At 71.8% G+C, this 24399-nt stretch carries 20 protein-coding genes; 13 read left to right on the forward strand and 7 right to left on the reverse strand.

The annotated features are described in order from the left end of the window. The first annotated feature begins 20 nt into the window (after positions 1-20). Entirely contained in the window at positions 21-932 is a 912-nt protein-coding gene (locus BLW84_RS19025) for a DNA-3-methyladenine glycosylase family protein (RefSeq protein WP_177226552.1), read from the forward strand. A gap of 444 nt (positions 933-1376) precedes the next feature. Further along, entirely contained in the window at positions 1377-1670 is a 294-nt protein-coding gene (locus BLW84_RS19035; RefSeq protein ID WP_093267108.1) for a hypothetical protein, read from the forward strand. Here BLW84_RS19035 and BLW84_RS19040 read toward each other — a convergent pair whose 3' ends face one another. The 4 genes from BLW84_RS19040 to BLW84_RS19055 all read right to left on the reverse strand — a co-directional run bounded on the left by BLW84_RS19040 (position 1671) and on the right by BLW84_RS19055 (position 5365). Next, on the reverse strand, positions 1671-2207 hold the full coding sequence (locus BLW84_RS19040; protein ID WP_093267110.1) for an NUDIX hydrolase: 537 nt from the start codon (positions 2205-2207) through the stop codon (positions 1671-1673). Next, positions 2204-3547 carry a coenzyme F420-0:L-glutamate ligase gene (locus BLW84_RS19045; RefSeq protein WP_093267111.1) on the reverse strand — a complete coding sequence of 448 codons (1344 nt, stop codon included), beginning with the start codon at positions 3545-3547 and terminating at the stop codon, positions 2204-2206. The genes BLW84_RS19040 and BLW84_RS19045 overlap by 4 nt, the downstream gene beginning before the upstream one ends. Next, on the reverse strand, positions 3544-4536 hold the full coding sequence (cofD, locus tag BLW84_RS19050) for a 2-phospho-L-lactate transferase (RefSeq protein WP_093267113.1): 993 nt from the start codon (positions 4534-4536) through the stop codon (positions 3544-3546). The genes BLW84_RS19045 and cofD overlap by 4 nt, the downstream gene beginning before the upstream one ends. Positions 4537-4606: 70 nt before the next feature. After that, positions 4607-5365: a site-2 protease family protein gene (locus BLW84_RS19055; RefSeq protein ID WP_093267170.1), complete on the reverse strand. Its 759-nt coding sequence runs from the start codon at positions 5363-5365 to the stop codon at positions 4607-4609. A 569-nt stretch (positions 5366-5934) separates the two neighbouring features. On the opposite strand from BLW84_RS19055, the gene BLW84_RS19060 reads away from it, so the two are divergent. Then, positions 5935-6165 carry a WhiB family transcriptional regulator gene (locus BLW84_RS19060; protein WP_177226558.1) on the forward strand — a complete coding sequence of 77 codons (231 nt, stop codon included), beginning with the start codon at positions 5935-5937 and terminating at the stop codon, positions 6163-6165. A 99-nt stretch (positions 6166-6264) separates the two neighbouring features. Then, complete coding sequence (locus BLW84_RS19065) at positions 6265-9345, forward strand: glycosyltransferase (RefSeq protein WP_245761236.1); 3081 nt, start codon at positions 6265-6267, stop codon at positions 9343-9345. Between the two features lie 67 nt (positions 9346-9412). On the opposite strand, the gene BLW84_RS19070 is transcribed toward BLW84_RS19065, so the two are convergent. Then, positions 9413-9883, reverse strand: coding sequence for a carboxymuconolactone decarboxylase family protein (locus BLW84_RS19070; RefSeq protein ID WP_093267172.1), 471 nt, complete (start codon positions 9881-9883; stop codon positions 9413-9415). A gap of 47 nt (positions 9884-9930) precedes the next feature. On the opposite strand from BLW84_RS19070, the gene pdxR reads away from it, so the two are divergent. Beyond that, positions 9931-11355: a MocR-like pyridoxine biosynthesis transcription factor PdxR gene (gene pdxR / locus BLW84_RS19075; RefSeq protein ID WP_093267117.1), complete on the forward strand. Its 1425-nt coding sequence runs from the start codon at positions 9931-9933 to the stop codon at positions 11353-11355. Here the strand turns inward: pdxR and BLW84_RS19080 are convergent. Further along, positions 11339-11812, reverse strand: a complete 474-nt coding sequence (locus BLW84_RS19080) for a metallopeptidase family protein (RefSeq protein WP_177226553.1) — start codon at positions 11810-11812, stop codon at positions 11339-11341. The two genes, pdxR and BLW84_RS19080, sit on opposite strands and share 17 nt — an antisense overlap. 262 nt (positions 11813-12074) lie before the next feature. On the opposite strand from BLW84_RS19080, the gene BLW84_RS19085 reads away from it, so the two are divergent. The 7 genes from BLW84_RS19085 (at position 12075) to BLW84_RS19115 (ending at position 19445) form a co-directional block, all read left to right on the forward strand. Next, on the forward strand, positions 12075-12434 hold the full coding sequence (locus tag BLW84_RS19085; RefSeq protein WP_093267119.1) for a DUF3499 domain-containing protein: 360 nt from the start codon (positions 12075-12077) through the stop codon (positions 12432-12434). 107 nt (positions 12435-12541) lie between these two features. After that, the gene (locus BLW84_RS19090) at positions 12542-13891 is read left to right on the forward strand and encodes a phosphomannomutase/phosphoglucomutase (RefSeq protein WP_093267120.1); all 1350 of its coding nucleotides are present in this window, start codon (positions 12542-12544) and stop codon (positions 13889-13891) included. Positions 13892-13962: 71 nt separating this feature from the next. Continuing rightward, positions 13963-14178, forward strand: a complete 216-nt coding sequence (locus BLW84_RS19095; protein WP_093267122.1) for a Trm112 family protein — start codon at positions 13963-13965, stop codon at positions 14176-14178. Positions 14179-14183: 5 nt separating this feature from the next. Further along, positions 14184-15263: an SIS domain-containing protein gene (locus BLW84_RS19100; protein ID WP_093267176.1), complete on the forward strand. Its 1080-nt coding sequence runs from the start codon at positions 14184-14186 to the stop codon at positions 15261-15263. A 106-nt stretch (positions 15264-15369) separates the two neighbouring features. Next, the gene (gene manA, locus BLW84_RS19105; protein ID WP_093267123.1) at positions 15370-16614 is read left to right on the forward strand and encodes a mannose-6-phosphate isomerase, class I; all 1245 of its coding nucleotides are present in this window, start codon (positions 15370-15372) and stop codon (positions 16612-16614) included. Between the two features lie 108 nt (positions 16615-16722). After that, positions 16723-17646 carry a cation diffusion facilitator family transporter gene (locus tag BLW84_RS19110; RefSeq protein ID WP_093267125.1) on the forward strand — a complete coding sequence of 308 codons (924 nt, stop codon included), beginning with the start codon at positions 16723-16725 and terminating at the stop codon, positions 17644-17646. Between the two features lie 260 nt (positions 17647-17906). Then, positions 17907-19445: an amino acid permease gene (locus BLW84_RS19115; protein WP_177226554.1), complete on the forward strand. Its 1539-nt coding sequence runs from the start codon at positions 17907-17909 to the stop codon at positions 19443-19445. 388 nt (positions 19446-19833) lie between these two features. Here the strand turns inward: BLW84_RS19115 and BLW84_RS19120 are convergent, their stop codons facing one another. Next, on the reverse strand, positions 19834-22509 hold the full coding sequence (locus tag BLW84_RS19120; RefSeq protein ID WP_093267128.1) for an alpha/beta hydrolase family protein: 2676 nt from the start codon (positions 22507-22509) through the stop codon (positions 19834-19836). 409 nt (positions 22510-22918) lie between these two features. Between BLW84_RS19120 and ahcY the strand changes: the two genes are divergently transcribed. Further along, the gene (ahcY, locus tag BLW84_RS19125) at positions 22919-24382 is read left to right on the forward strand and encodes an adenosylhomocysteinase (protein ID WP_093267129.1); all 1464 of its coding nucleotides are present in this window, start codon (positions 22919-22921) and stop codon (positions 24380-24382) included. The last annotated feature ends 17 nt before the right edge of the window (positions 24383-24399 follow it).

The raw sequence follows: 24399 nt of genomic DNA on the forward strand, positions 1-24399 counted from the left end.
GGGCGTACCGTCGGGGGGACATGAGCGATGCCCTGACCCGAACCTGGCGCCCGTCGCATCCGCTGGACCTGCCGCGAGTGCTGGCCCCGCTGCGCCGGGGGAGCGGTGATCCGGCCACGCGCGTGGACGCGTCGGGTGAGGTGTGGTGGGCCACCACGACACCGGTCGGCCCGACGACGCTGCGGTTGCAGAAGGACCATGCCGGAACGGTGACCGCAACGGCGTGGGGGCAGGGCGCGAGCTTCGTGCTGGACAACGTGCCGGACCTGCTCGGCGCTTCCGACGACGACAGCGGTTTCGTCGCGGTGCACGACGTCGTGGAGCGCGGTCGGCGCGCATCGCGGGGCGTGCGGTTGTGCGCATCGGGCCGGGTCTGGGACGTCCTGGTCGCCGCGGTGCTGGAGCAGAAGGTCACCAACCGGGAGGCGTGGCGGTCCTGGCGGGAGCTCTGCCGGCGCTTCGGCAGCCGCGCCCCGGGACCGGTCGAGGGGCTCTGGGCGGCACCGGATCCGTTGCAGCTGCGTCAGATCCGGGACTGGGAGTGGCATCGGGCGGGCATCGACGGAGCCCGGCGCCGCACGCTGCTCGCCGCCGCATCCGTGGCCGGGCGGCTGGAACGGGCCGTCGAGCTGCGCGGTGTCGCGGGGCGGGAGCTGCTGCAGAAGGTGCCCGGCATCGGCCCGTGGACGGCGGCCGAGGTCGCGCAGCGAGCCTGGGGCGACCCGGACGCGGTCAGCGTCGGCGACTTCCACCTGCCGACGATCGTCGGCACGGCGCTGGTCGGCCGCCCCCTGGACGACGAGGGAATGCTCGAAGCCCTGGCCCCGTACGAGGGCCACCGCCACCGCGCGGTCCGCTACCTCGGCGCGGCGGGCGTCCAACGCCCCCGGTTCGCCCCGAGAATGCCGGTCCGCAACTACCGCACCATGTGACGGCTTCCGTTCACGCCTCGCCGGGTTCGATCCGGTTGGTGGGTCGCCGATAGCGAGGAAATCGTCGAGGAGTGCGGATCAGCCGATTGCTCTCGACCTCTTCGAGTGAAAGTCGATCAAGTCGTGCCACAAGAACGCATTGCGATGCAATGCGTCGTGTTCTACTCTGGCGGTGCGTGAAATTGTCTGGACGGAGCAATCCGAGGAGCACATAGCCCGGCACTGCGTAGGGCCGAGCGAAGTGGAGGAGGTCGTGTACAGCCGGCCGCAGTGGGTGGTTCCCCGGCCCGACGAGGTGGAGCTGCTGTTCGGCCGCACCCACGCTGGTCGCTATCTGCTAGTCGTACTGTCCGACGGGATGGACGGACGTTGGTATGTGGTGACGGCACGCGAAATGACCCACAGAGAGCGCCGCACCTTCCGGCGTAAGGGAAGGTAAGAGACATGGCGAAGTTGGACGAGCTCGCTCAGTACTACGACACCCACGACATGAGTGCCGAAATGGATTCCGGCCATTGGGAAACCGAGCCGGCCCCGCCGGATCCGATGATCACTACCTCGCTGCGGTTGCCGAAGTCCCTGCTGGATCGAGTGCGGGCGCGGGCCGCCGAGGAGGACATGAAGACTACGGCGTGGATCCGCGTGCTGATCGAGTCGGCGTTGTCCGAAGCTGGCCGGAACAACATCGAAGAGCGCGTGCGGCGGCTGGAAGCCGCAGTTTTCAGGGAATCCGCTTAATCACCTGCGGGCGCGGGCGGCGGCCATCAGGGGTCCGATGTCGGAGCCTTCGGGGAGGGCGTCCAGCGGCCACCAGCGCAGGTCCAGGGACTCGTCGCTGCGGGCCGGCTCGGCCCCTTCCGGGGCCCGCACGATGAACCGCACGTCGAAGTGGCGGGTCGGCTTGCCCAGCGAGCAGGTGATCGGGTGCACGTCCAGGTGCACCGGCTCCGGCTCCACGACCAGACCGTCCACACCGGACTCCTCGGTCGCCTCGCGCAGCGCGGCCCCCGCCAGCGACGTGTCGGCCGGCTCGCAGTGGCCGCCGAGCTGCAACCACATCCCCACCCGGGGGTGCAGCGTGAGCAGCACGTTCTCGCCCGCCGCGTCGAGCAGCACGGCCGACGCGGTCACGTGGCCCGGTTCGCACGCCCGCAGGCAGGCGTCCGCGCGGGCGTCCAGCAAGGTCAGGAAGGCGTGGCGCAAGGCGTCCTGCTGCGGATCGGCCGGTCGCCAATCGCCGAGGACGCGCAGCGCGTCCGCGTGCGGCCCGCTCACAGCTCCACCAATCCGCCGTCGAGCTCCCGCGGTTCCCGCGGCCCGCCGACCGCCTCCGCGGGATGGCCGACCGCCACCGCGCCCAGCGGCTCCCACGAGTCGGGCAGGTCCAGCGCCGCCCGGACGACCTCCGGGCAGAACAGCGTCGAGGACACCCAGCACGAGCCGAGCTCCTCGGCCGCCAACGCCACCAGCAGGCCCTGCACCGCCGCGCCGCCCGCGACGGTGAACATCTGCCGCTCCGCGTCGGCGCGAAGCTCGTCGGGGTAGGCGTGCGCGCCCTCGCGGGCCAGGAACGGCAGCACCAGCTCCGGCGCGGCGTAGAGCAGGTCACCGCGGCCGACCCGGCGCTGCGCGGCCTCCTCGGAGAGCCCGTCGGCGCGCAGGTCGGTCAGCCAGGCGGAGCGCATCGCGTCCAGCAGCTTCGTCCGAAGTGGACGATCGCGCAGCCAGACGAACCGGACCGGCCGGGTGTGGTGCGGCGCGGGAGCGGTCAGCGCGGCGCCGACCGCGCGGCGCACCGCGTCGGCGTCGACCGGGCCGTCCGCGAACGCCCGCACCGAGCGGCGCATCAGCACCGCCTCGCGGCGGCCCTGCGCCAGCGCCTCGGCGGTGCCCAGCCGGAACAGGTCTTCCTCGACGGGCCGCGTCAGGTCGCGGGCGGTCGACCCGTCGTCGGCGGTCGTCAGCCCGCGCACCACGGCGACCGGGACCGAGCCCAGCTTGCCCTTGACCAGGTCGGCCGCCCCGGCGATCTCGTCGGCCACCGCGACCTCGGTCACCGCCAGCTCGTTGCCCTGCGAATCGGTGGTGCCCGCGTAGCGGTGCAGCACCCGCAGGCCCGCGGAGCCGATCGCCACGTCGGTCTGGCCGACCCGCCAGGCGCGGCCCATCGTGTCGGTCACCACCACGGCGACCTGCACGCCGAGCCGCTCGGCGAGCCCGGCCCGCAGCTTGCGCGCGGACGCGTCCGGGTCGTCCGGCAGCAGCGCGATCTGGTCCAGCGCCACGTTCGAGGCGTCGACGCCCGAGGCCGCCTGCACGATGCCCAGCTTGTTCTGGGTGATCATGAACCGCTCGCGGCGCGCCAGCACGTGGGTGGCCTCGGCCAGCACCAGTTCGCGGCGAAGCTTCTCGCGCAGCTCCGGGTCGCGCGGCGTGGTCACCATGCGGCCCTCGACCTTCGACACCACCTTGCTGGTGACGACCACGACGTCGCCGTCGCTGAGCCAGGGCGCGGCGGCCGCGATCGACGCGGCCAGGTCGTCGCCCGGGCCGAACTCGGGCAGCCCACCCACCGCGAACAGCTGCAACCCGCCCGCGGCCGCGTGATCCTTCATCGCCCCTCCCGGGCCAGGTCGAAGGCCGCCTGCGCCATCGCGGCGGTGGCGTCCACATCGGACATCAGCAGCGGCACGGCGCGAACCCGCACCCCGGGCACGTCGGCGCTGTCGCCGGTGTGCACCAGCCAGCCGTCCAGGATGCCCTCGGCGTCCTGCCGGGAGCCGTAGTGCCGGCCGACCGCCTCGGCGGTGCTGTCCACCCCGATCGCGGTCAGGCAGGCGTCCGCCATGCCGCGCAGCGGCCGGCCGCCGATGATCGGCGACAGCCCCACCACGGGCGCGGACGTCTTCCGCAGCGCGGCGCGGAAGCCCGGCACCGCGAGCAGGGTCCCGATGCTGACCACCGGGTTCGACGGCGCCAGCAGCACCACGTCGGCCTGCTCGATCGCGTCCAGCACGGCCGGCGTCGGCTTCGCCTCGTCCGCGCCCACCGGCACGATCGCGTGCGCCTTCGGCTCCGCGCGGTACCGCACCCACCACTCCTGGAAGTGCACCGCCCGCTGGTCGCCCTGCTCCGGATCGTCGATCGCGACGTGCGTCTCGACCCGGTCGTCGGTGACCGGCAGCAGCCGCACGCCCGGGCGCCACCGGTCGCACAGCGCCTCGGTCACCGCCGACAGCGAGTAGCCCGCGCGCAGCATCCGGGACCGCACCAGGTGGGTGGCGATGTCGCGGTCGCCGAGCCCGAACCAGGTCGGTTCGGCGCCGTAGGCCGCCAGCTCCTCCTTGACCGACCAGGTCTCGTCGACCCGGCCCCACCCCTTCTCGGTGTCGATGCCGTCGCCGAGCGTGTACATGCAGGTGTCGAGGTCCGGGCAGACCCGCAACCCGTGCATCCACACGTCGTCGCCCACGTTGACCACCGCGGTGATCTCGTGCTCGGACTGCTGCTGCGGTTCGCCGATCGCGGGCAGTCCCAACGCCGCTTTGACCCCGAGCAGGAAACGCGCGCCGCCGACCCCGCCGACCAGAACTACGACCTTCACGGCCCCGATCCTCGCACGCCCGCCCACGAGCCCGGGCGTGAACCTGATGACGGTCCAGCAGGCGGACGCATCACAGGAAACCGAAGATGCTGCGGAACATGCCCTGCCCCAGGTAGCTGTGCAGCGTGTCGCCGCCGACGAGGTCGAAGACGAAGTAGGCGAGCCCGAAGAACGCCTGGCCGACGTACGGCACCCCGATCAGCAGCAGGAACAGCACCAGCGGCGCCCACGGCCGCGCCTTCTCGCCGAACCGCCGGGCCGGGGCGGACAGCCACGGCTCGATCGCACCGTACCCGTCCAGGCCGGGGATCGGCAGGATGTTCAGCACGAACGCGATCACCTGCAGGAAGGCCAGGTAGGACAGCCCGGCCGCCAGCCCAGTCGGCATCGGCACGATCGCGACGGCGGTGCTGATCAGCAGGCCCAGCACCAGGTTCATCAGCGGCCCGGCCAGCGACACCATCGACTCGGTGCGCCGGGACCGCAGCGCGTGGTGGTTGATCCACACCGCGCCGCCCGGCAGCGGGATGCCGCCGAGTGCCACGAAGATCAGCGGCAGCACGATACTCAGGACGGGATCGGTGTAGCGCCGGGGATCCAGCGTCAGGTAGCCCTTGGCGCGCACCGACCAGTCGCCGCCGCGGAACGCGGTGATCGCGTGTCCGAACTCGTGCAGGCACAACGAAGTCGCCCAGCCGCCGAGCACGATCAGCACCACGCCCCCGACCCGGGCGGCGTTGTTCTCGAGCGTGGCGAGCACGCCGCCCAGCACGGTCAGCCCGACCAGGCCGAGGAACAGGGGACTCACTCGAACCGCGGAGTTGCTCACGCTCCCAGTGTCCACGAAAGACTCACGGGCCGTCCCCGGCACGGCCGGTCGCGCGGTGGTATCCATGATCATGGGGGCCTGCCGGTGCTGCATGCGGAGTACCCGGCGATGCGCCGAACGCGCTCATCAGGCGGCTTGCGCGGGTTGTCCCCCTACGGAAGGTCTCCGCTTGACCGCAAGGAGCTACACGGGTGTAATCACAGCAGTGTCATTCGTCGCTGAAATGATCGTTCCTCGGGTGGAAGCCGGTTGGATGGTCGCAGGCGGCGGCCGATCAGGTACGGGAGACCTGGTCGGGCACGGGTCGATCGAAGCGCCGCCGGCGGTGAGAGGCGGGTGGTGCGGTCGATCGGCGACGGCGCCGCCGCCGTCGAAGCGCGGGGCTCCCGGCCAACGGGGGCCGGGCGACCTGCGATCCGGAGTGCGTCCTGTTCCGGCCCTGGGGAGGGCCGGCGGGAACGGGAGAAATCGGGGGAAACCAAACGATGTGGGAATCAGGAGATAGCCGCCTCGCGGAGCGTGGGGACGCCACCGCGGCGGAACTCGACGTCCTGGCCGAGCTGTTCGAGATGGGCGACGACGAACAGGAATGGCAGGAGCGCGCGCTGTGCGCCCAGACCGACCCGGAGGCGTTCTTCCCGGAGAAGGGCGGCTCGACACGGGAGGCGAAGCGCATCTGCGCGGGCTGCGAGGTGCGCTCCGAATGCCTGGAGTACGCGTTGCAGCACGACGAGCGCTTCGGCATCTGGGGCGGTCTGTCCGAACGGGAGCGCCGCAAGCTCAAGCGCCGCGTGGTCTGATCGGCCGGAGTTCGTTTCGAGGGGTTTTCTTCCGCTCCTGGTGCATTACCGTTCAGCGGTAGTGGATCAGGTTAGCGGGAGGGCACTTTGGTCGCGCCGGTGCTGGCGGTGTTGGTCTGTCACGACGGCGAATCGTGGCTGCCGGAGGTTCTCGCAGCGCTGGGCGACCTGACGGAGAAGCCGCGGCACGTGGTGGCCGTCGACACCGGCTCGACCGATCGCACCGCGGAACTCCTGGCGCGGGCGCGCGGGAATCGAGTCGTCGACGACGTGCTCACGATGCCGCGTGACACCCGGTTCGGCGCCGCCGTCGCGGAAGCCCTGGCGCACGCGACCAAGCAGCGAGCCGATCCGGGCCGCTGGTTGTGGCTGCTGCACGACGATTCCGCACCTGAGCCGGAATGCCTGGAACGCTTGCTGCGCGCCGCCGAGGAGGATTCGGCTGCGGCGCTGCTCGGCCCGCTCGGGTTGGACTGGGCGGATCCCCGGCTGGTGGTGGACGCGGGCCTGAGCACCGATGCCGCCGGGAACCGGCAGACCGGCATCGGACCGTCCGAACTGGACCCGGAACTCGTCGGCGAAACGCCCCCGGCGTCCGGTGTGCTGGCGGTGACCACGGCCGGTGCGTTGGTGCGGCGCGATGTCTTCGAGCAGCTCGGCGGTTTCGACGCGGATCTCGGCGGCAGCGCGGACGTCGACCTGGGCTGGCGGATCAACCTGGACGGGCACGGCGTCCGGTGGGTTCCCGGGGCGCGGATGCGGCATGCGGCCGCGAAGCGCGGCCCCCAGGCGGGGGAGCGGGCCGATCAGGTTCGCACGTTCTTGGTGAACGCGCCGGTGTGGGCGTTCCTGCTCGGCCTGCCGCGGCTGTTCTGCCTGGCTTTGCTGCGGATGTGCGGCTTTGCGGCGACGCGGCGGTGGAGCGAGGCGGGCGCCGAGTTCTCGGTGCTGCGCGGTTTGCTCGGCGGGCGGTTGAAACTGCTGGCCGGCCGGGCTTCGCGCGCTGCGACGATCCCGGTCCGGCACGGCGTCCGAGGACTGTTCACGAGCCGGTCGGCGCGGTTGCGGAACTGGGCGCGCACCTCGTTCGAGGGCCTGGTCCGAGAACGGGTGCGGCGCGATCTGGCCTTGGGCCGGGAGCGAACGGGCTGGCTCATCAAGGCCGATGCCGAAGCGCCGCGGCCCGATAAGCCGGGCCGGTCGGGGCTGGTCGTGGTGCCGGTGCCGGACATCGGCGCGCCGAAGCCGTCGCCGTCGAAGCGGGACGAGATCCGGCGGGACCTGCTGCTCGTGCCGGTCGACCGCTGGCGGGTGCTGCGCGAACTGGTGCTGACGCCGCCCGTGGTGCTGACGGCGTTGCTGGTGCTGTTCGCCCTCGTCACCAACGGATTGATCGCCGACCGCTTCGGGGCCGGTCTGCAAGGCGGCCGGATGCTGCCGGTGGCCGACCTGGCGACGACATGGCGCGACTACCTGGCGGCCTGGCACCCGGTCAACGGCGGCACCGGTGCACCGGCTTCCCCGTCGCTGCTGGTGCTGGCGCTGCTCGGCACTGTCCTAGGTGGACCGTCGGTGGTGGCGTCGGTGCTGCTGCTGTTCGGCGCTCCACTGGCGGGCATCAGCGGTTACCTCGCGACGCGCGCGCTCCCGGTGTCGCGTCTGCGGCGAGCCGTCGCGGCCGGGGCCTACGCCTTGTTGCCAGCGGCTTCGCTTTCGGCCGGGCAGGGCCGGTTGGACGTCGTGGTCGCGCACATCCTGGTTCCGCTGCTGCTCGCCGGGATCGTTTCGGTGCTCGGGCAGTCCGGCGGGAAGTGGTTGGGAACGGCGTGCCTGACGGCGCTGGGCCTCGCGGTGCTGGGCGCCTTCGCGCCGCTGCTGCACATCGCGTTCATCGTGCTGACGCTGATCGCCTTCGTCGTGCTGCCGAGCGCGGGTTCGCGCGATCGGCGCCGGGTGGCCGGGCTGGTGGCGGTGGCGTTGCTGTCTGTCGCGTGCCTGCTGCCGTGGCCCACGGTGCTCCTGCACCACCCGCAGATGTTGTTGCACGGGCTTGGCGCGCGGATCACCGAGGTCCCGGCGGGTGCCTGGCTGCTGGCGTTGAGCCCCGATGGGTCGCCGGCGAGCCTGGTCGGCGCGTTGTTCGCGCTCGCTGCGGTCGCCGCGCTGGTCACCGCTTGGTCGCCGCGGATGCTGCCGGGCGCGGCCGTCGCGATCTTCGGCTGGGCGCTGGCCGCGATGGTGGACGACCTCGCCGCCGAACCGATCACCGGCGGTCCGAGCACGACCGGCTGGACCGGCGGACCGCTGGTGATCGCCGCGGCCGGGTGCGGGTGGATCGTGCTGGTGGCGCGGAAACCGCGGGTGCCCGGCAAGATCCTGCTGCCGGTGCTGGTGGTCGGCCTGCTGGGGCTGACGACCGGGGCAGCCTTCGCCACGGTCGGCGGGCCGCTGCGCGCTCAGCAGATCACCGCGGCGGATCTGCCCGGTTCGCTGCTGGTCCTCGACCCCGGGCCGCAACCCGCGCGACTAATGGACGGCACCGCACCCCGCTTCGGCGACGACGACGTCGCACCGGTCGACACGGCCATCGACTGGCTCCGCCGGGTCGACGACGACCTGCAGTCCGGCGATCCTGCGCGGACGCGCGCCGCGCTCGCGGCGTCGGCGGCTCGCGGCGTCGGTTTCATCGCGGTACTGGACGATTCCCGGCTGCCGGAAGTCGCTGCGGGGCTGGTCGCCGAGCACGAGCGACTGCCCGACGGGCACCGTGTCCTGCGGCTGCTGCTGCCGAGCAGTCCGGTGGAGCTGCTCGGACCGGACCTCGCGCGGCAGGCGCGCACCGAGCCCGCGCCGACACCGGAGGCGAGACCGTTGCAGGTGACCGCCGGGCTGCCCCTGTTCACGGTCCGGATGTCCGAGGGCGGTGCCGGCCGGGCGCTGGTCCTCGGCGCCGAGAACGAGCCCGGCTGGTACGCCCGGATCGACGGCCGGACGTTCCCGCTGGCCACGGCCTGGGGCCACCAGGTGGCGATCCCGCTGCCGGAGAACGCCGCCGAGGTCCAGGTCGGCTACACGGAGGTGCCGCGCACCGCATTCCTCGGCGTGCAGCTGGCGTTCGTCCTGTTCGCCCTCGTCGCGGCCTTCCCCGAACGTCGTCGTGCGAAGCCGAGGGCCGACTGAGCAGGCGGGTTTTTCCCAATTTCGCCTGAAATTGGGAAAATCCGGTCCGGTGCGTCGCTTCGAATCGTCAGGCGGCGGTGCGCTCGTCGGTGTCCGGGACCTTCGCCGTGCTGAGCGCGATGCGGTTCCAGGTGTTGATGGTGAAGATCAGCGCGAGCAGCCGGGCCAGCTCCGGCTCCGCGAAGTGCTCCGCGGCGCGGGCGTAGACGTCGGCAGGCACGCCGCCGTGGGACACCAGCGTGACGGCCTCGGTCAGCTCCAGCGCGGCCCGCTCGGCCTCGGTGAAGAAGCCGGAGGCTTCCCGCCACACCTGCACCATGTGCAGCCGCTCTTCGCTCTCCCCGGCCTTGCGGGCGTCAGTGGTGTGCATGTGCAGGCAGTACGCGCAGCCGTTGAGCTGGGACGCGCGGATCTGGACGAGCTCGACCAGCACGGGGTCGAGGCCTTCCCGCGCCGCGGTGTCGAACCCGATCAGGGCCTTGAACGCCTTCGGCGCGGACTTCGCGAAGTTGAGTCGCTTGGTTTCGCTGTTCGTCATGCGCTTCACGCTATGGCGAGAATCGACCGGCCGTAGAGTGCATTCACGTGTCAGATTCTTGGGTCAATTCGGCCGAGCGGGCGGGCAGCGACCTGCACCTGGACCTGTCGGGCCCGGGCAGTCGCCGGTCGGTGCTCATGGGTGCCCTGCGGGACGCGATCCGATCCGGGCGGCTGGCGCCGGGCACCCGGCTGCCGCCGTACCGCTCGCTGGCCGCGGATCTGGGCCTCGCCCGCAACACGGTCGCCGCCGCCTACGCCGAGCTCATCGCGGAGGGCTGGCTGACCGCCCGCCAAGGCTCCGGCACCCGCGTCGCGCAGCGCGCCGAACCGCGCAAACCAACCCGTGCGCCGAAAGAAGCGCGAAGCGTCCCGGCGCCGGTGCACAACCTGCGGCAAGGCCAGCCGGACGCTGCATCGTTCCCGCGCACCGCCTGGCTGGCCGCGGCCCGGCGAGCCATCAACGCCGCGCCGAACGAGGCCTTCGGCCCCGGCGACCCGCAAGGCAGGCCCGAGTTGCGGCGCGCGCTCGCCGACTACCTCTCGCGGGTCCGCGGCGTGCGGGCGCGGCCGGACCAGATCGTGATCTGCTCCGGCTTCGCGCACGCGCTGCGCCTGCTGTTCCCCGGCGTCCTGCGCGGGCCGCTCGCCGTGGAGTCCTACGGCCTTGCCTTCCACCGCGAACTGCTGCACCAGGCGTCGATCAGGACGGTCCCGCTCGAACTCGACGAGCACGGGCCCCGCGTCGACGAACTGCCGTCCCGCAAAGGAGTGCGCGCGGTGCTGCTGACGCCCGCGCACCAGTTCCCGACCGGCGGCCCGCTGCACCCGGCCCGGCGAGCCGCCGTCGTCGACTGGGCCAGGGCCCGCGACGGGCTGGTCCTGGAGGACGACTACGACGGTGAGTTCCGCTACGACCGCGAACCGGTGGGCGCGGTGCAGGGCCTGGACCCGGACCGCGTGCTGTACATCGGTTCGGTCAGCAAGAGCCTGTCGCCTGCGGTTCGGCTCGGCTGGATGGTCCTGCCCGAGCACCTGGTCGACGACGTGCTGGCGGTCAAGGGTGAGCGCGAGGCCTGGGCCAGCGTCCTCGACCAGCTCACCCTCGCCGACTTCGTCGACTCCGGGCACTACGACCGCCACGTCCGCCGCATGCGGCAGCGCTACCGCCGCCGCCGCGACCAGCTCGTCGCGAGGCTCCTCGAACGTGCTCCGCAGGTCACCGCGACCGGCGTCGCCGCAGGCTTGCACGCCGTGCTCCGCCTGCCCCCGGGCTCCGAGCGCTCCGCTGTCGCGGCCGCGGCCCGGCGGGGTCTCGCCCTCGACGGGCTCGCCGGCTTCCGCCACCCGGACGCCACGATGCCCGCGATGGACGGGCTGGTCGTCGGCTACGCCACGCCGCCCGAACACGCGTACGCCTCGGCACTGGATGTGCTGGTGGATGCGTTGGCGGAGCTCACTGGCCTTCGATGACGTCGGGGTCCAGGCCGAGATAGGTCGCGACCTGCTCGACGAGCACGTCGTGCAGCAGGTCCGCCATGTCCGTGCCGTCGCGGGCCCGCGCTTCCAGCGGCCGCCGGTACAGCACGATGCGCGCCCGGGTGGGCAGGCCGCGCCGGTCCACGCCCGCCGGGACGAGCCGGGCCAGCGGCACGTTGGCGTCCACCACCACGTCGTCGTCCCAGACCAGCTTCTCCGGGGTGGTGCTGGTGATCTCGGGCACCTCGTCGACGGCCACGTCGAGCTGGGTCAGCTCCGCGTGCCAGCGCTGTTCGATCGGTTCGAGCGCCTCCAGCACCAGCGCGTCGAACCGCTGCGAGCGGCTGCGCGATACCGGAACCGAGGACGGGTACAGCGGTCCGCGCAGGCCACGGCCCCGCCGGTCCCGGCGGAAGCGGCTTCGACGCCGAGATCCACGTGCGGTCACCACGGGCCGAGGGTACGCCTTCGGCGGTCAAGGTCGGGACAAGCGTCGGGAGGATTCGCGTTGCGCCACCCGCCACGCCCCGGACCGCGCGCGACCTCGATCGTCGCCGGGCTCCGGAGACGGGACAACCCGCGCAAATCGATCACCGCGCCGCTGGCTGTTCGCGCAGAGCTGACTGCCGGAAACCGGTGCTCGGGCGGGCTGTCGCGAGCGGTTTCCGCGTGCCTGCGCCGCGCGCCGGAGTGAGGGCGCTATCGTGCGTGTCGTGCGGAGCGTGAGGCGTTGCTCGCGGACCGGGTGTACCAACCCGGCCGTCGCCACGCTCACTTATGCCTACGCGGACTCCACCGCGGTCGTCGGCCCGCTCGCCACCTACGCCGAACCGCACAGCTACGACCTGTGCGAAGCGCACGCGCTGCGGCTCACCGTGCCGAAGGGCTGGGAGGTCGTGCGGCACGAAGGCGAATTCGCGCCACCGGAACCGTCCGACGACGACCTGACCGCGTTAGCGGAGGCCGTGCGGGAGGCCGGCAGACCGGACCGGCCGGTGGAGGCCCAGGGCCTTGCCCCGGGCGGCAGCCGGCGCGGACACCTGCGGGCGCTGCCCGATCCGATCGACGAGTGAATAGATCGTGACGAACAGCTCGCGTGTGCCGAGCTGGCGCCACCGCGCCCTCGATCGCCGGTAGGCTTCGAGCCACGTCGTCGGAGGCGGAACAGGGAGGGTGCAGCGTGCGGGACCTGTCGGGGATCGTCAAGGCCTACGACATCCGCGGGGTGGTCGGTGACGGCCTGGACGCCGACGTGGTGCGGGAGATCGGCGCAGCCTTCACCCGGCTCGTGGGCGGCCCGGCGGTGGTCATCGGGCACGACATGCGGGAATCCTCGCCGGGACTCGCCGCGGCGTTCGCCGAAGGTGTCACCGGCCAGGGTGTCGATGTGATCAACATCGGCCTGGCCAGCACCGACATGCTGTACTTCGCCTCGGGGCGGCTCGACCTGCCCGGCGCGATGTTCACCGCCAGCCACAACCCGGCCCGCTACAACGGCATCAAGCTGTGCCGCGCCGGGGCCGCCCCGGTCGGCCAGGACAGCGGCCTGTCCGAGATCAAGGAGCTGGTCGCGCACGGCGTGCCGGAGTTCCTGGGCGCCAAGGGCGCTACCACCCAGCGCGACCTCGTCGACGAGTACGCCGCCTTCCTGCGCGAACTGGTCGACATCAGCGGCATCCGCCCGCTGAAGGTCGTGGTCGACGCGGGCAACGGGATGGGCGGGCACACGGTGCCGACCGTCTTCGACGGCCTGCCGATCGAGCTGGTGCCGATGTACTTCGAGCTGGACGGCACCTTCCCCAACCACGAGGCAAACCCGCTCGACCCGGCGAACCTGGTCGACCTGCAGGCGAAGGTCCGCGAGGTCGGAGCCGACGCCGGGCTGGCCTTCGACGGCGACGCCGACCGCTGCTTCGTGGTCGACGAGCGCGCCGAGCCGGTCTCGCCGAGCGCGATCACCGCGCTGGTCGCGGTGCGCGAGCTGGCCAAGGAGCCCGGCGGGACGGTCATCTACAACCTGATCACCTCCAAGGCCGTGCCCGAGATCGTCGCCGGGCACGGCGGCAAGCCGGTGCGCACCCGGGTCGGGCATTCGTTCATCAAGCAGACGATGGCCGAGACCGGGGCGATCTTCGGCGGCGAGCACTCCGCGCACTACTACTTCCGCGACTTCTGGCGCGCCGACTCCGGCATGCTCGCCGCGCTGCACGTGCTCGCCGCTCTCGGCGGCCAGGACCAGCCGCTGTCGGAACTGATGGCCGACTACTCGCGGTACGCCGCCTCCGGCGAGATCAACTCCACCGTCGACGACCAGCAGGCCCGGATGCGCGCCGTCGCCGAGGCCTTCGGTGACCGCAATGGCGCTCGTGTGGACGAGCTCGACGGGCTTACCGTGGAGCTGGCGGACGGCTCTTGGTTCAACCTGCGCCCGTCCAACACCGAACCGCTGCTCCGGCTCAACGTGGAGGCAAGGGACACTGACGCCATGGCCGCGCTGCGCGATGAGGTGCTGGCAGTCGTCCGAGGATGACGACCCGGCGTCGCCGCGATGGCCGTCGGTGCGTGCCCGCGAGGTCGGCGCGGGTGAGTTTGGGAGGAAAAGTGGCCGTTGACCTGCAACCACAGCTGTTGGAGATCCTGGCATGCCCGTGCCCGGAGCACGCGCCGTTGCGGCCGGGGCTCGGCGATGACGCGCAGGCCGACTACCTGACCTGCACCTCCTGCGGCCGTGGTTTCCCGGTCCGGGACGGAATTCCGGTGCTCTTGCTGGACGAGGCGGTCGGGGGGCCGGCCCCCGGCGCGGCCGGGGAGGGGTGACTTTCGTGCTGGACGACAGTCTCTTCGACGACCCGGCCAGGCTGGCCGATGTGGATTCCGGCGGCCTGCTGAGGCTCGCCGCGCTCTCCGGGGCGCAGGTCCGAGCCGCGGTGGAGAGCGCGGGCGAAGCGGACCTGGCCGAGCTCGCCGACGGGCGCCCGCGCGCCGTGGTGCTGCTGGTGCGGCCCGGCGTCGGCCCGGCGGTCTGCAGCCTGCTGGCGGCCCTGGCCGGGCCGCGATGCCCGGTCCCGCTGGTGATCGCCGAATCGGTCCCGGCGTGGGTCGGCGCGCTGGACGTCGTCTTCGCGCACACCGACGACGTCGGCGACGTGCTGCTGGCCGAGTCGGTCTCGGTGGCCTGCCGCCGCGGGGCGTCGGTTGTTCTCGCCGCCCCGGCCGACGGCCCGGTCGCGGCCGCCGGTGCGGGCCGCGCCAAGTTGCTCCCGCCGCGCATCCCGGTGCCGCCGGCGCTGTCGTTCGCGCACGTCTTCGCGGCCGGGCTCAGCATGCTCGGTGCTCTCGGTCTGCTCAGCTTCGACGCCGAGAACCTGGCCGACGTGCTCGACAAGGAAGCCGAACGCGCGCACCCGAGCCACGAATCACTGGTCAACCCGGCGAAGTCGCTGGCGCTTCGGCTGGCCGACCGGGCCCCGCTGCTCTGGGGCCTCGACCCGGTGTCGACGGCGGTGGCGGCGCACGGCGCGTTCGCGCTCGGCTGCCACGCCGGCGTGGCCTGCGGCGTCGCCGACTACCCGCAGGCGGCCACCGAGCGGGCGCTGCACCGCGCCGCCGCCGCAGTCGGCTCCGAGGCGGACCTGTTCGCCGACCCCGAGGACACCCCGGGGGCGCTGCTGCGCGTGTTCCTGGTCAGCGCGCGCTACGACGCGCGAGGGGAGGCCTTCGAGCGAGCCGCGACGCGGGACCTGCCCAGCGCGGACCTGGTCACGCCCGGCGAGTCGGTGGGCGACGACCCCGTGCTGCGATCCGCGGCGCTGGCCGCCCGGTTCGATCTGGCCGCCGTGTACCTGGGGCTGGCCGCCGGAACCTTGAACGGGCCCGGCTGGCCGGCGATGGCGGTGCACTGAGGGAAAGTTCAGGGGATGCCCCGATGCCGCCCGCCGGTCGGGCGCGGTGTGCTGTGCTGGGCGTCGGGCACGAGCAGACGCTAGGACGAGGAAGCGAGAATCGACTGTGGAGCTACTGCGGAACGCGGTGCGCCCCTATGCGTGGGGCTCGCGTACCGCTATTGCTGATCTGCTCGGTCGGCCCGTCCCCACGCCGCATCCCGAAGCCGAGCTGTGGATGGGCGCCCACCCGGGCGACCCGTCGCGGGTGGTCCGGCCCGGCGGGGAAGAGGTGTCGCTGCTGTCCCTGCTGGACAGCGACCCGGCGCACCACCTCGGCCCGGCGTGCGTGGACCGCTGGGGCGACCGGTTGCCGTTCCTGCTCAAGGTGCTCGCGGCCGACGAGCCGCTGAGCCTGCAGGCGCATCCGTCCGCGGCGCAGGCGGCCGAGGGCTTCCAGCGGGAGGAGGGAGCGGGCATCGCCCGCAACGCCCCCAACCGCAACTACCCGGACCCCACCGCGAAGCCCGAGCTGATCTGCGCGCTGACCGAGTTCCACGCGCTGGCCGGGTTCCGCGACGCGCAGCGGACCGTGCGCCTGCTCGACGAGCTCGCCGTCCCGAGCCTGCGCGCCCACCGCGAACTGCTGGCCGCGCAACCCGATGCCGACGGCCTGCGCGCCCTGTTCACCACCTGGATCACGCTCCCCGAGCACTACCTGCGCGAGGTGCTGCCGGACCTGCTGGAAGCCTGCGTGGCCCACGTTCGGGAGCACGGCGAGTTCGGGCTGGAGTGCCGGACGGTGCTCGAACTCGGCGAGGCGTACCCGAACGACGCCGGAGTGCTGGCCAGCCTGCTGCTGAACCGGATCGTGCTCCAGCCCGGCGAAGCGATCTTCCTCCCTGCCGGGAACCTGCACGCCTACCTGCACGGCACCGGCATCGAGATCCTGGCCAACTCCGACAACATCCTGCGCTGCGGCCTGACCCCCAAGCACGTCGACGTGCCCGAGCTGCTGCGGGTCCTCGACTTCGCCTGCGGCGACATGCGGGTGCTCAAGGGCGAGTCGCTGGACGCCAACCTGACCGCTTACCGGACGCCGGCCGACGAGTTCGAGCTGTCCAGGCTGGACTGGACGCCGGCCGAGGGCGGCGCGGTCCGGCTGGACTCGCCCGGGCCGCAGATCCTCCTGTGCACCAGGGGACGCGTCCGGCTGACCAGCGGCAACGGGTCGCTGCCGCGCGAGCTGGTGCTGGACCGCGGCCACTCGGTGTGGCTGGCGGCGTCCGACCCGGCGGTGGAGGTGCACCCGGTCGAGCTCGAGACCGACGGCAGCGCGCAGGTCTTCCGCGCCGCCGCGGGCGTGTTCTGAGGTCGCGGTTCTGCGGACCTGATCCCCGGGCGGGGGGCCACCGGGTAGATTTCTCCCGTCATCGGGCCGGGCACCGGCCTCCCCGCACACCGAATCGGGAGATACATCGTGTCAGCAGGAGGCGGAACCAAGGCCATCCTGGCAGCGCTGGCCGCGAACGCGGGCATCGCCGTGGCCAAGTTCGGCGGGTTCCTGTTCACCGGCTCCTCGTCGATGCTGGCGGAAGCGGTGCACTCGGTCGCCGACACCTCGAACCAGGGCCTGCTGCTGCTCGGGCAGAAGACCTCGCAGCGCAAGCCGACCCCGGAGCACCCCTTCGGGTACGGCCGGGACCGCTACTTCTACTCGTTCGTCGTCGCGCTGCTGCTGTTCAGCCTGGGCTCGGTGTTCGCGCTCTACGAAGGCATCCACAAGATCCAGCACCCCGAGCCGCTGCACGCGGCGTGGGTGGCGGTGGTCATCCTGCTGATCGCGATCGGCCTGGAGACCTTCAGCTTCATCACCGCGATCCGGGAATCGAAGGCGATCAAGGGCGAGCTGACCTGGTGGCAGTTCATCCGGCAGGCCAAGACCCCGGAGTTGCCGGTGGTGCTGCTGGAGGACTTCGGCGCGCTGATCGGCCTGGTGCTCGCGCTCGGCGGCGTCGGCCTCACGGTGCTGACCGGTGACCCGGTGTGGGACGGCATCGGCACCGCGTGCATCGGCGTGCTGCTGGGGGCGATCGCGATCGTGCTGATCGTCGAGACCAAAAGCCTGCTCATCGGCGAGGGCGCGACCCGCGAGGTGCTGGACGAGATCGTGGGTCAGCTGGAGTCCGAGCGGGTGGAGAAGGTGATCCACATCCGGACCCAGTACCTCGGCCCGGACGAGCTGCTGATCGCCGCCAAGATCGGTATCTCCCCGTCGCTGTCGGTGGCCGAGGTGGCGGCCGAGATCGACGGCGCCGAGGCGCGGGTCCGGGCGAAGGTGCCCGCGGCCCGGCTGATCTACCTCGAGCCGGACCTGGCGCGAGGCCGCACCGCGACCGCCTGACCGTCGCCCCGACGCGCCAACTGCTGCCCCGGTCCGGGATCCCCGACATCATGTGCCTGTGTGACGTCAGGACGTTCCCGATCGATCACCGTACGTAGGGGAAACGGGCAGACATCCCGCTTCCGGGGGTAAGAGCAGGGCGTGTTTGCATTACAAGGAGTTAACGAAACGGGTGGCGGACTCAAGTCAGCGAGCTCCGGCCTAGATACTGCCGCGTTAGGGTGCGGACCCACCATTTGGGCTCAATGAGGGAGGCGACAGTGCCAGGCACTGGGCTGTGGCGAACCAAATCGGTCGAACAATCCATCTTGGATACCGACGAACCGGACACCAAGCTGCGAAAGAACCTCGGGACCTGGGACTTGATCGTCTTCGGGGTCTCCGTGGTCATCGGTGCCGGCATCTTCACGCTCGCCGCGCGAACCGCCGGTGATGTCACCGGCCCTTCGGTGTCGCTGGCGTTCGTGCTCGCGGCGATCGCCTGCGGGTTGGCGGCGCTGTGCTACGCCGAGTTCGCCTCCACCGTTCCGGTCGCGGGCAGCGCGTACACCTACTCGTACGCGACATTCGGCGAGTTCATCGCCTGGATCATCGGCTGGGACCTGATCCTGGAGTTCGCCGTCGCGGCCGCCGCGGTGGCCAAGGGCTGGTCGATCTACCTGGAGCAGGTGCTCGGCCTGATCGGCCTGGAGGTGCCCACGGTCCTGCCGCTGGGCCCGCTGCAGTTCGACTGGGGCGCCGTGCTGCTCACGGTGGTGCTGTGCACCCTGCTGGCCCTCGGCACGAAGCTGTCGGCCCGCGTCAGCCTGGTGATCACGCTGATCAAGGTGGCCGTGGTGCTGCTGGTCATCGTGGTCGGCCTGGCCTACGTCAACGCGTCCAACTACTCCCCGTTCATCCCGCCGGCGCAGGCCGGCAGCGCGGACAGCCCGAAGCTGGAGCAGTCGCTGCTGTCGCTGATCCTCGGCGGTGAGACCAGCACGTACGGCGTCTTCGGCCTGCTGGCCGGGGCATCGCTGGTGTTCTTCGCCTTCATCGGCTTCGACATCGTGGCCACCACGGCGGAGGAGACCAAGAACCCGCAGAAGATGGCGCCGCGCGGCATCCTCGGCAGCCTCGCGATCGTCACCGTGCTCTACGTCGCGGTCGCGATGATCGTCACCGGCATGGTGCCCTACACCGACCTGGCCACCGCCGAGGACGGCACCCGCTCCACGCTGGCCACGGCGTTCGCCCAGCACGGCGTGACCTGGGCGGCGGCGATCATCTCGGTCGGCGCTCTGGCCGGTCTGACCACGGTCGTCATGGTGCTGCTGCTGGGGCAGACCCGCGTGCTGTTCGCGATGTCCCGCGACGGCCTGGTGCCGCGCGGCCTCGCCAGGACCGACCCGAAGCACGGCACCCCGGTCCGGGCCACCATCCTGGTCGGTGCGGTCGTGGTCGTCGCGTCCGGTTTCTTCCCGGCGGACAAGCTGGAAGAGATGGTCAACGTCGGCACGCTGTTCGCCTTCGTGCTCGTCTCGCTCGGCGTGATCGTGCTCCGCAGGACCCGCCCCGATCTGCCGCGTGGCTTCCGGGCTCCGCTGGTGCCGCTGGTGCCGATCCTGGCCATCCTCGCCTGCTTCTGGCTGATGCTGAACCTGACCGCCCTGACCTGGGTCCGGTTCGTGGTCTGGATGGTCGCCGGCGTGGTGATCTACTTCCTGTACGGCCGCAAGCACTCGCGGCTGGCCCAGCGCCAGGCCGGCGAGGTGGTCGCGGGGGGTGCGGTGCCCCAGGACGGGGGCGCCAAGGACTAGCCGGGTGACTGGCTGACCGATCGAAGCGGCGCCGCCCTCGGAGGGCGGCGCCGCTTTTTCGTCCGCGATTCGAACAAATGTTCACCTCGCTGAGTGATGATCTCCGGCGTCCGGCTCAGGATCATGGAGGCATGACACGGAGAACAGCTGAAACCAGGAACGGTCATCACCCCGCACGCCGCCGCGGCAGGGCTCGCGGAGGCGGGAATGTCAAGGTCAAGGGCGGGCCCTTGCCTTCGGTGTTCGTGCCCGCTGCCTTCGTCGGCCAGGCGCGATCTTCTGGAGCGCCTCCGCCGCGCCCGAGGTCGGCGCTCGGCGCACGCGTGGAGCGCGCCATGCCGCTCTGGTACGCCGCCGAGCTGGCCAGCGGGTGGTCGCGTGCCGTTGCTCAGCGCTCGGAGGCGCGCAACGCCATGCCGCGCTCCCACGGGGCGCTGCGCCCGCGGGGCTCGGTGATCTCCGGAAGCACCGAAGGCTCCGGTCGGGGCTTCGAGTCCTGCTGTCGTGGCACCGCCGCCGTGGTCCGCTCCGGCTCGTCCTCCCGGGCGGCTTCGGGCTCGTCGGCGTCGGTCTTCGGGCGGGTCAGCCCCTCGATGGTCTCGGTGAGGGATCCACCGTCGCCGCCCTGCGCCGTCAATTGAGGTGTCTTCGGCGCGCTCGCCGTGGCCGGGGCTTGAGCCGGGGTAGGGGTCTGCGGCTGCAGCGGGAGAGCGGCGCCGCGAACCGGGGACTCCAGGCCCGCGGCCATCGCAACGGCGCGGTCCCACTCCGGGTCGCCGCTGTAGTCGGTGTGCCCGAGCACGCCGGGCACCCAGCGCCGGCACGAGAACGGGCCGCGCTGCGGGTCGGGGAGCCAGTGGTCGCCGCCGAGCACCAGGGCGCCGGTGGGCCCGCGGGTGGCGGCGGGCAGCGGCCCCTCGGTGCCGTCGGCGCGCAGCCCGACGCCGATCAGCATGCCGTCGAAGACCTGCCGGTTCCAGGTGGTCACGGCGCCGCCGATCGGGTCGGTGCCGCGGCACAGCGAACGCCAGCGGCCGCCGAGCGCGCCGGCCAAGTCGCGCAGCGACGCGTGGGGCACCACGCCGGGGAACGCCCGCGGGTAGGCCCACTGGAGCTGGGAGCCCGCGGTCACCAGGCCGACCCGTTCACGGTCGGCCTCCGGCAGGGATTCCAGCAGCCGGGCGGTCGCGACGGCGGCGAGCAGGCTGCCCTGGCTGTGCCCGACGAGGACGACGCGGGTGTTCGGGTCGGCGAGGTGCTCGGTGGCGCGGGCGGCGAGCTCGGGGATCACCTTCAGCGCGTAGCACGGCGGCACCACGGGGTGTGCTTCGCGAGGCCAGAACAGCGCTAGGTCGCAGAGCACGCCGAGGTAGCGAGCGGTATCCCGCTTGGTGGCGGCCAGGTACACCATCCGAAGCAGCCCGACGGCGAGCGTCGCGAGCGCGCCGACCCCGACCCCGATCAGCCAGGTGAAGCCGGGCAGCTCGGAGACCCGGGCCACCAGCGTCAACGCGGTGCTGACGGCCAGCACCCCAGCGATCACGAGGAGGACGAGATGTGAGTAGCGGCGCTGCAGGTCCGCCCACTTCCAGGCGTTGGCCGCGGCGCGCTGGTCCGCCGGCCGCCCGGCGTGCAGCAAAGCGACCTCGTCGGGAATCGAGTCGTCGGTGCCCACGGTGCCGTCCGCGCCGTCGCCATCGCCGCGTCCAGCGCGCCACCGCTTCAGCAGCATCCACGGGGTGCCGATGATGCCGGCGGCGAGCAGCAGCACGGCGGTCGTGCCCCAGAAGATCGTCACGTCGTCGTAGGCGGCGGGCAGCGTGAGCACCGGGTCGCCCGGCTCCTGCGAGGCGCCCAGCGCCCGGGCCACGCTCAGGCCGAGTCCCGCGCCGAACCCGTTGCCGAGCATGCAGGCGAGCATCAGCACGGGGGCGGTCATCCAGCCGCCGATCCAGGGGCGGAGCCGGGGCGGGCAGGTCTTCCAGCCGGGGCGGGCGAGCAGGGCGGCGGGCGCGAGCAGGACGGCCACCGCGAGGCAGGTGATCACCAAGGCGCCGGTGATCGCGTCGATCGTGCCGCCCGAGCCGGGCAGCGGGCCGGCTAGCTGCCCGGGGAAGAGGGCGACCGAGCACAGCAGTAACGAGGCCACTGTCATCAGCGCGCGACGCGGAGTGCGGCCGAGGGTGATCCGCAGCGCCTTTTCCTTGCCGCTGGGGCGCATTCCGGCCGGGTCGTCGAGCGCGACGGTTCCGACCAGCGAGAAGATGAGCAGCGCCGCGGCGATCAGCCAGCGCGGATCAGCGCTGATCGCGAACGGTCCGCCGAGCGCGATCAGCGCCACAGTGGACAGTGCCGCGATGACGTGCAGGGTGCGCAGCGCCGGCGTGTCCGGGTCCGCGACGACGTTCGCGCCGGGCAGCATCGGCGCCCGCGACGAGTGCTGCGGCTTGTCGGTCTTCGGAGCGGAGACCTGCCAGGACACAGTGGACAGGTGATGCATGAGGAGGATTACGAGAGCAACGGGCAGCAGGGCGGCCGAGGCGCGCAGGATGTCGATGGTCCGGATGGCGTCCGGGACGAATTCCATGCACGGCACGCCGGGTCCGAGGCACTGCGCGGCGACCAGGTCCAGGGTGACCACGGACAGCTGCGCGACGAGCAGCATCGTCAGCAGCAGGGCCGAAATCCGGAGCAGCGCGCGCAGCGCGGACGAGAGCGCGGTGCTGATCGGGTTGCTGGTCCGGGCCGGCGGCAGCATCCAGTGCGCCATGTTGGCCAGCGCGAACGGGAACAGCAGGGCCCAGGTCGCCTTGGCTAGGCCGCCGGAGGTCATGCCGCCCCAGACGTAGCCTTCGACGATGCGGGGCACCGAGCGGTCCCCGGCCGACAGCATCGGCCCGGGAACCGGTCGGCGAAGTCGGTCGGCCGGGCGCATGATGCGTCCGATGCCGTCGCCGGCGACGTCCACCGAGGCGACCGCATCGGTCAGCTCGTCGCCGGTGGTACCGAGGATGCCGTGTACCCGCAGCTCGACGACGCGGGTGTCGGGCCCGGGTATTTGCACTGGATCCTCCCGTGCGGTTGTTGATCGTCGAAACGCCGGTGGCGATTCTCCACTGCTGATCGACATCTGGCGAGCTCTGCCCCTCCGATTGTGATCGTCCGGGGCACCCCATGTCCCGCATTCGTCACAGGTTTCCCGACGTGTTTCCGGCCGCGGTGCCTCTCGCGGTCGGCGGGGAGCCGCGCGGCGCGGCGACCGTGGCCGGCGTGGTCGGCGAGTGGCGAAGCCGGGAGTGCGGCGCGGACCAGCGGCTGGGCCGCGCTGGGCGGGCGCGGAGCGGCGCTTGCGCGGCACCGGCCAGATGTTATCGCCAACAGTGATCAATCGAGCACCGACGGTAGTCTCGGTGCGATGTCGGCTGTCGAATCCGTGCCCTGACCAGCACGCATCTTCCCGAGGGGGTCGAAGGATGAATGTGGAGAAGCTGAAGACCCGTGGTGGTGTCGAGTCCGCCGTCGCGGACCTGGCGCTGGCCGCCGATGGCCGGAACCAGCTCCGGTTGGCCGAGCACGAGATGCCCGGCCTGATGGCACTGCGCCGCGAGTACGCCGAGGTGCATCCGCTGAAGGGGGCACGCATCTCGGGTTCCCTGCACATGACGGTGCAGACCGCGGTGCTCATCGAGACCCTGGTGTCGCTGGGTGCCGAGGTGCGCTGGGCTTCCTGCAACATCTTCTCCACCGACGACGCGGCGGCCGCCGCTGTGGTGGTCGGCCCGCACGGAACTCCGGATGAACCCGGGGGCGTCCCAGTGTTCGCGTGGAAGGGTGAGACACCGGCGGAGTACTGGTGGTGCACCGAGCGGATGCTGACCTGGCCCGGCGACCAGGGGCCGAACATGATCCTGGACGACGGCGGCGACGCGACCCTGCTGGTCCACGAGGGCGCGCGGTGCGAAGCGGCCGGGGTGGTGCCGAATCCGGCGGACGACGATCCGGACGAGCTCAAGGTGATCTTGGACTCGTTGCGCGCGTCGCTGGCCGCCGACCCCACCAAGTGGACCCGGGCGGCGGCGGGCGTCCGGGGCGTCACCGAGGAGACCACGACCGGCGTCAACCGCCTCTACCGGCTCGCCGCGCGCGGCGAGCTGCTGTTCCCGGCGATCAACGTCAACGACTCGGTGACCAAGTCGAAGTTCGACAACAAGTACGGCATCCGGCACTCGTTGATCGACGGCATCAACCGGGGCACCGATGTGCTCGTGGGCGGCAAGGTCGCGGTGGTGTGCGGCTACGGCGACGTCGGCAAGGGCGCGGCGGAATCGCTGCGCGGCCAGCGGGCCCGCGTGATCGTCACCGAGATCGATCCGATCAACGCGCTGCAGGCGATGCTGGACGGTTACCAGGTGGCCCGGCTGGAGAGCGTCGTCGACCAGGCCGACATCGTGATCACCACAACGGGGAACAAGGACATCGTCACCGTCGACCACATGCGGCGGATGAAGCACCAGGCGATCCTCGGCAACGTCGGCCACTTCGACGACGAGATCGACATGGCTGGCCTGCGCCGCGCCGCCGACGCGCGCCGGGTGCGGATCAAGCCGCAGGTCGACGAGTGGGTGTTCGACGACGGAAGGTCGATCATCGTGCTGTCCGAGGGGCGCCTGCTGAACCTGGGCAACGCCACCGGGCACCCCAGCTTCGTGATGTCGACGTCGTTCGCCAACCAGACGATCGCCCAGATCGAGCTGTTCACCAAGCACGAGGAGTACGACAACGAGGTCTACCGGTTGCCGAAGATCCTCGACGAGAAGGTCGCCCGCATCCACGTGGCGGCCCTCGGCGGCGAGCTGACGAAGCTCTCCAAGGAACAGGCCGAGTACATCGACGTCGACGTGGAAGGCCCCTACAAGCCGGACCACTACCGGTACTGAAACGCCTGTGTTCCCGC

Origin of the sequence: Saccharopolyspora shandongensis, from assembly GCF_900106995.1 — a bacterium.
GTDB classification, from domain to species: Bacteria; Actinomycetota; Actinomycetes; order Mycobacteriales; family Pseudonocardiaceae; genus Saccharopolyspora; species Saccharopolyspora shandongensis.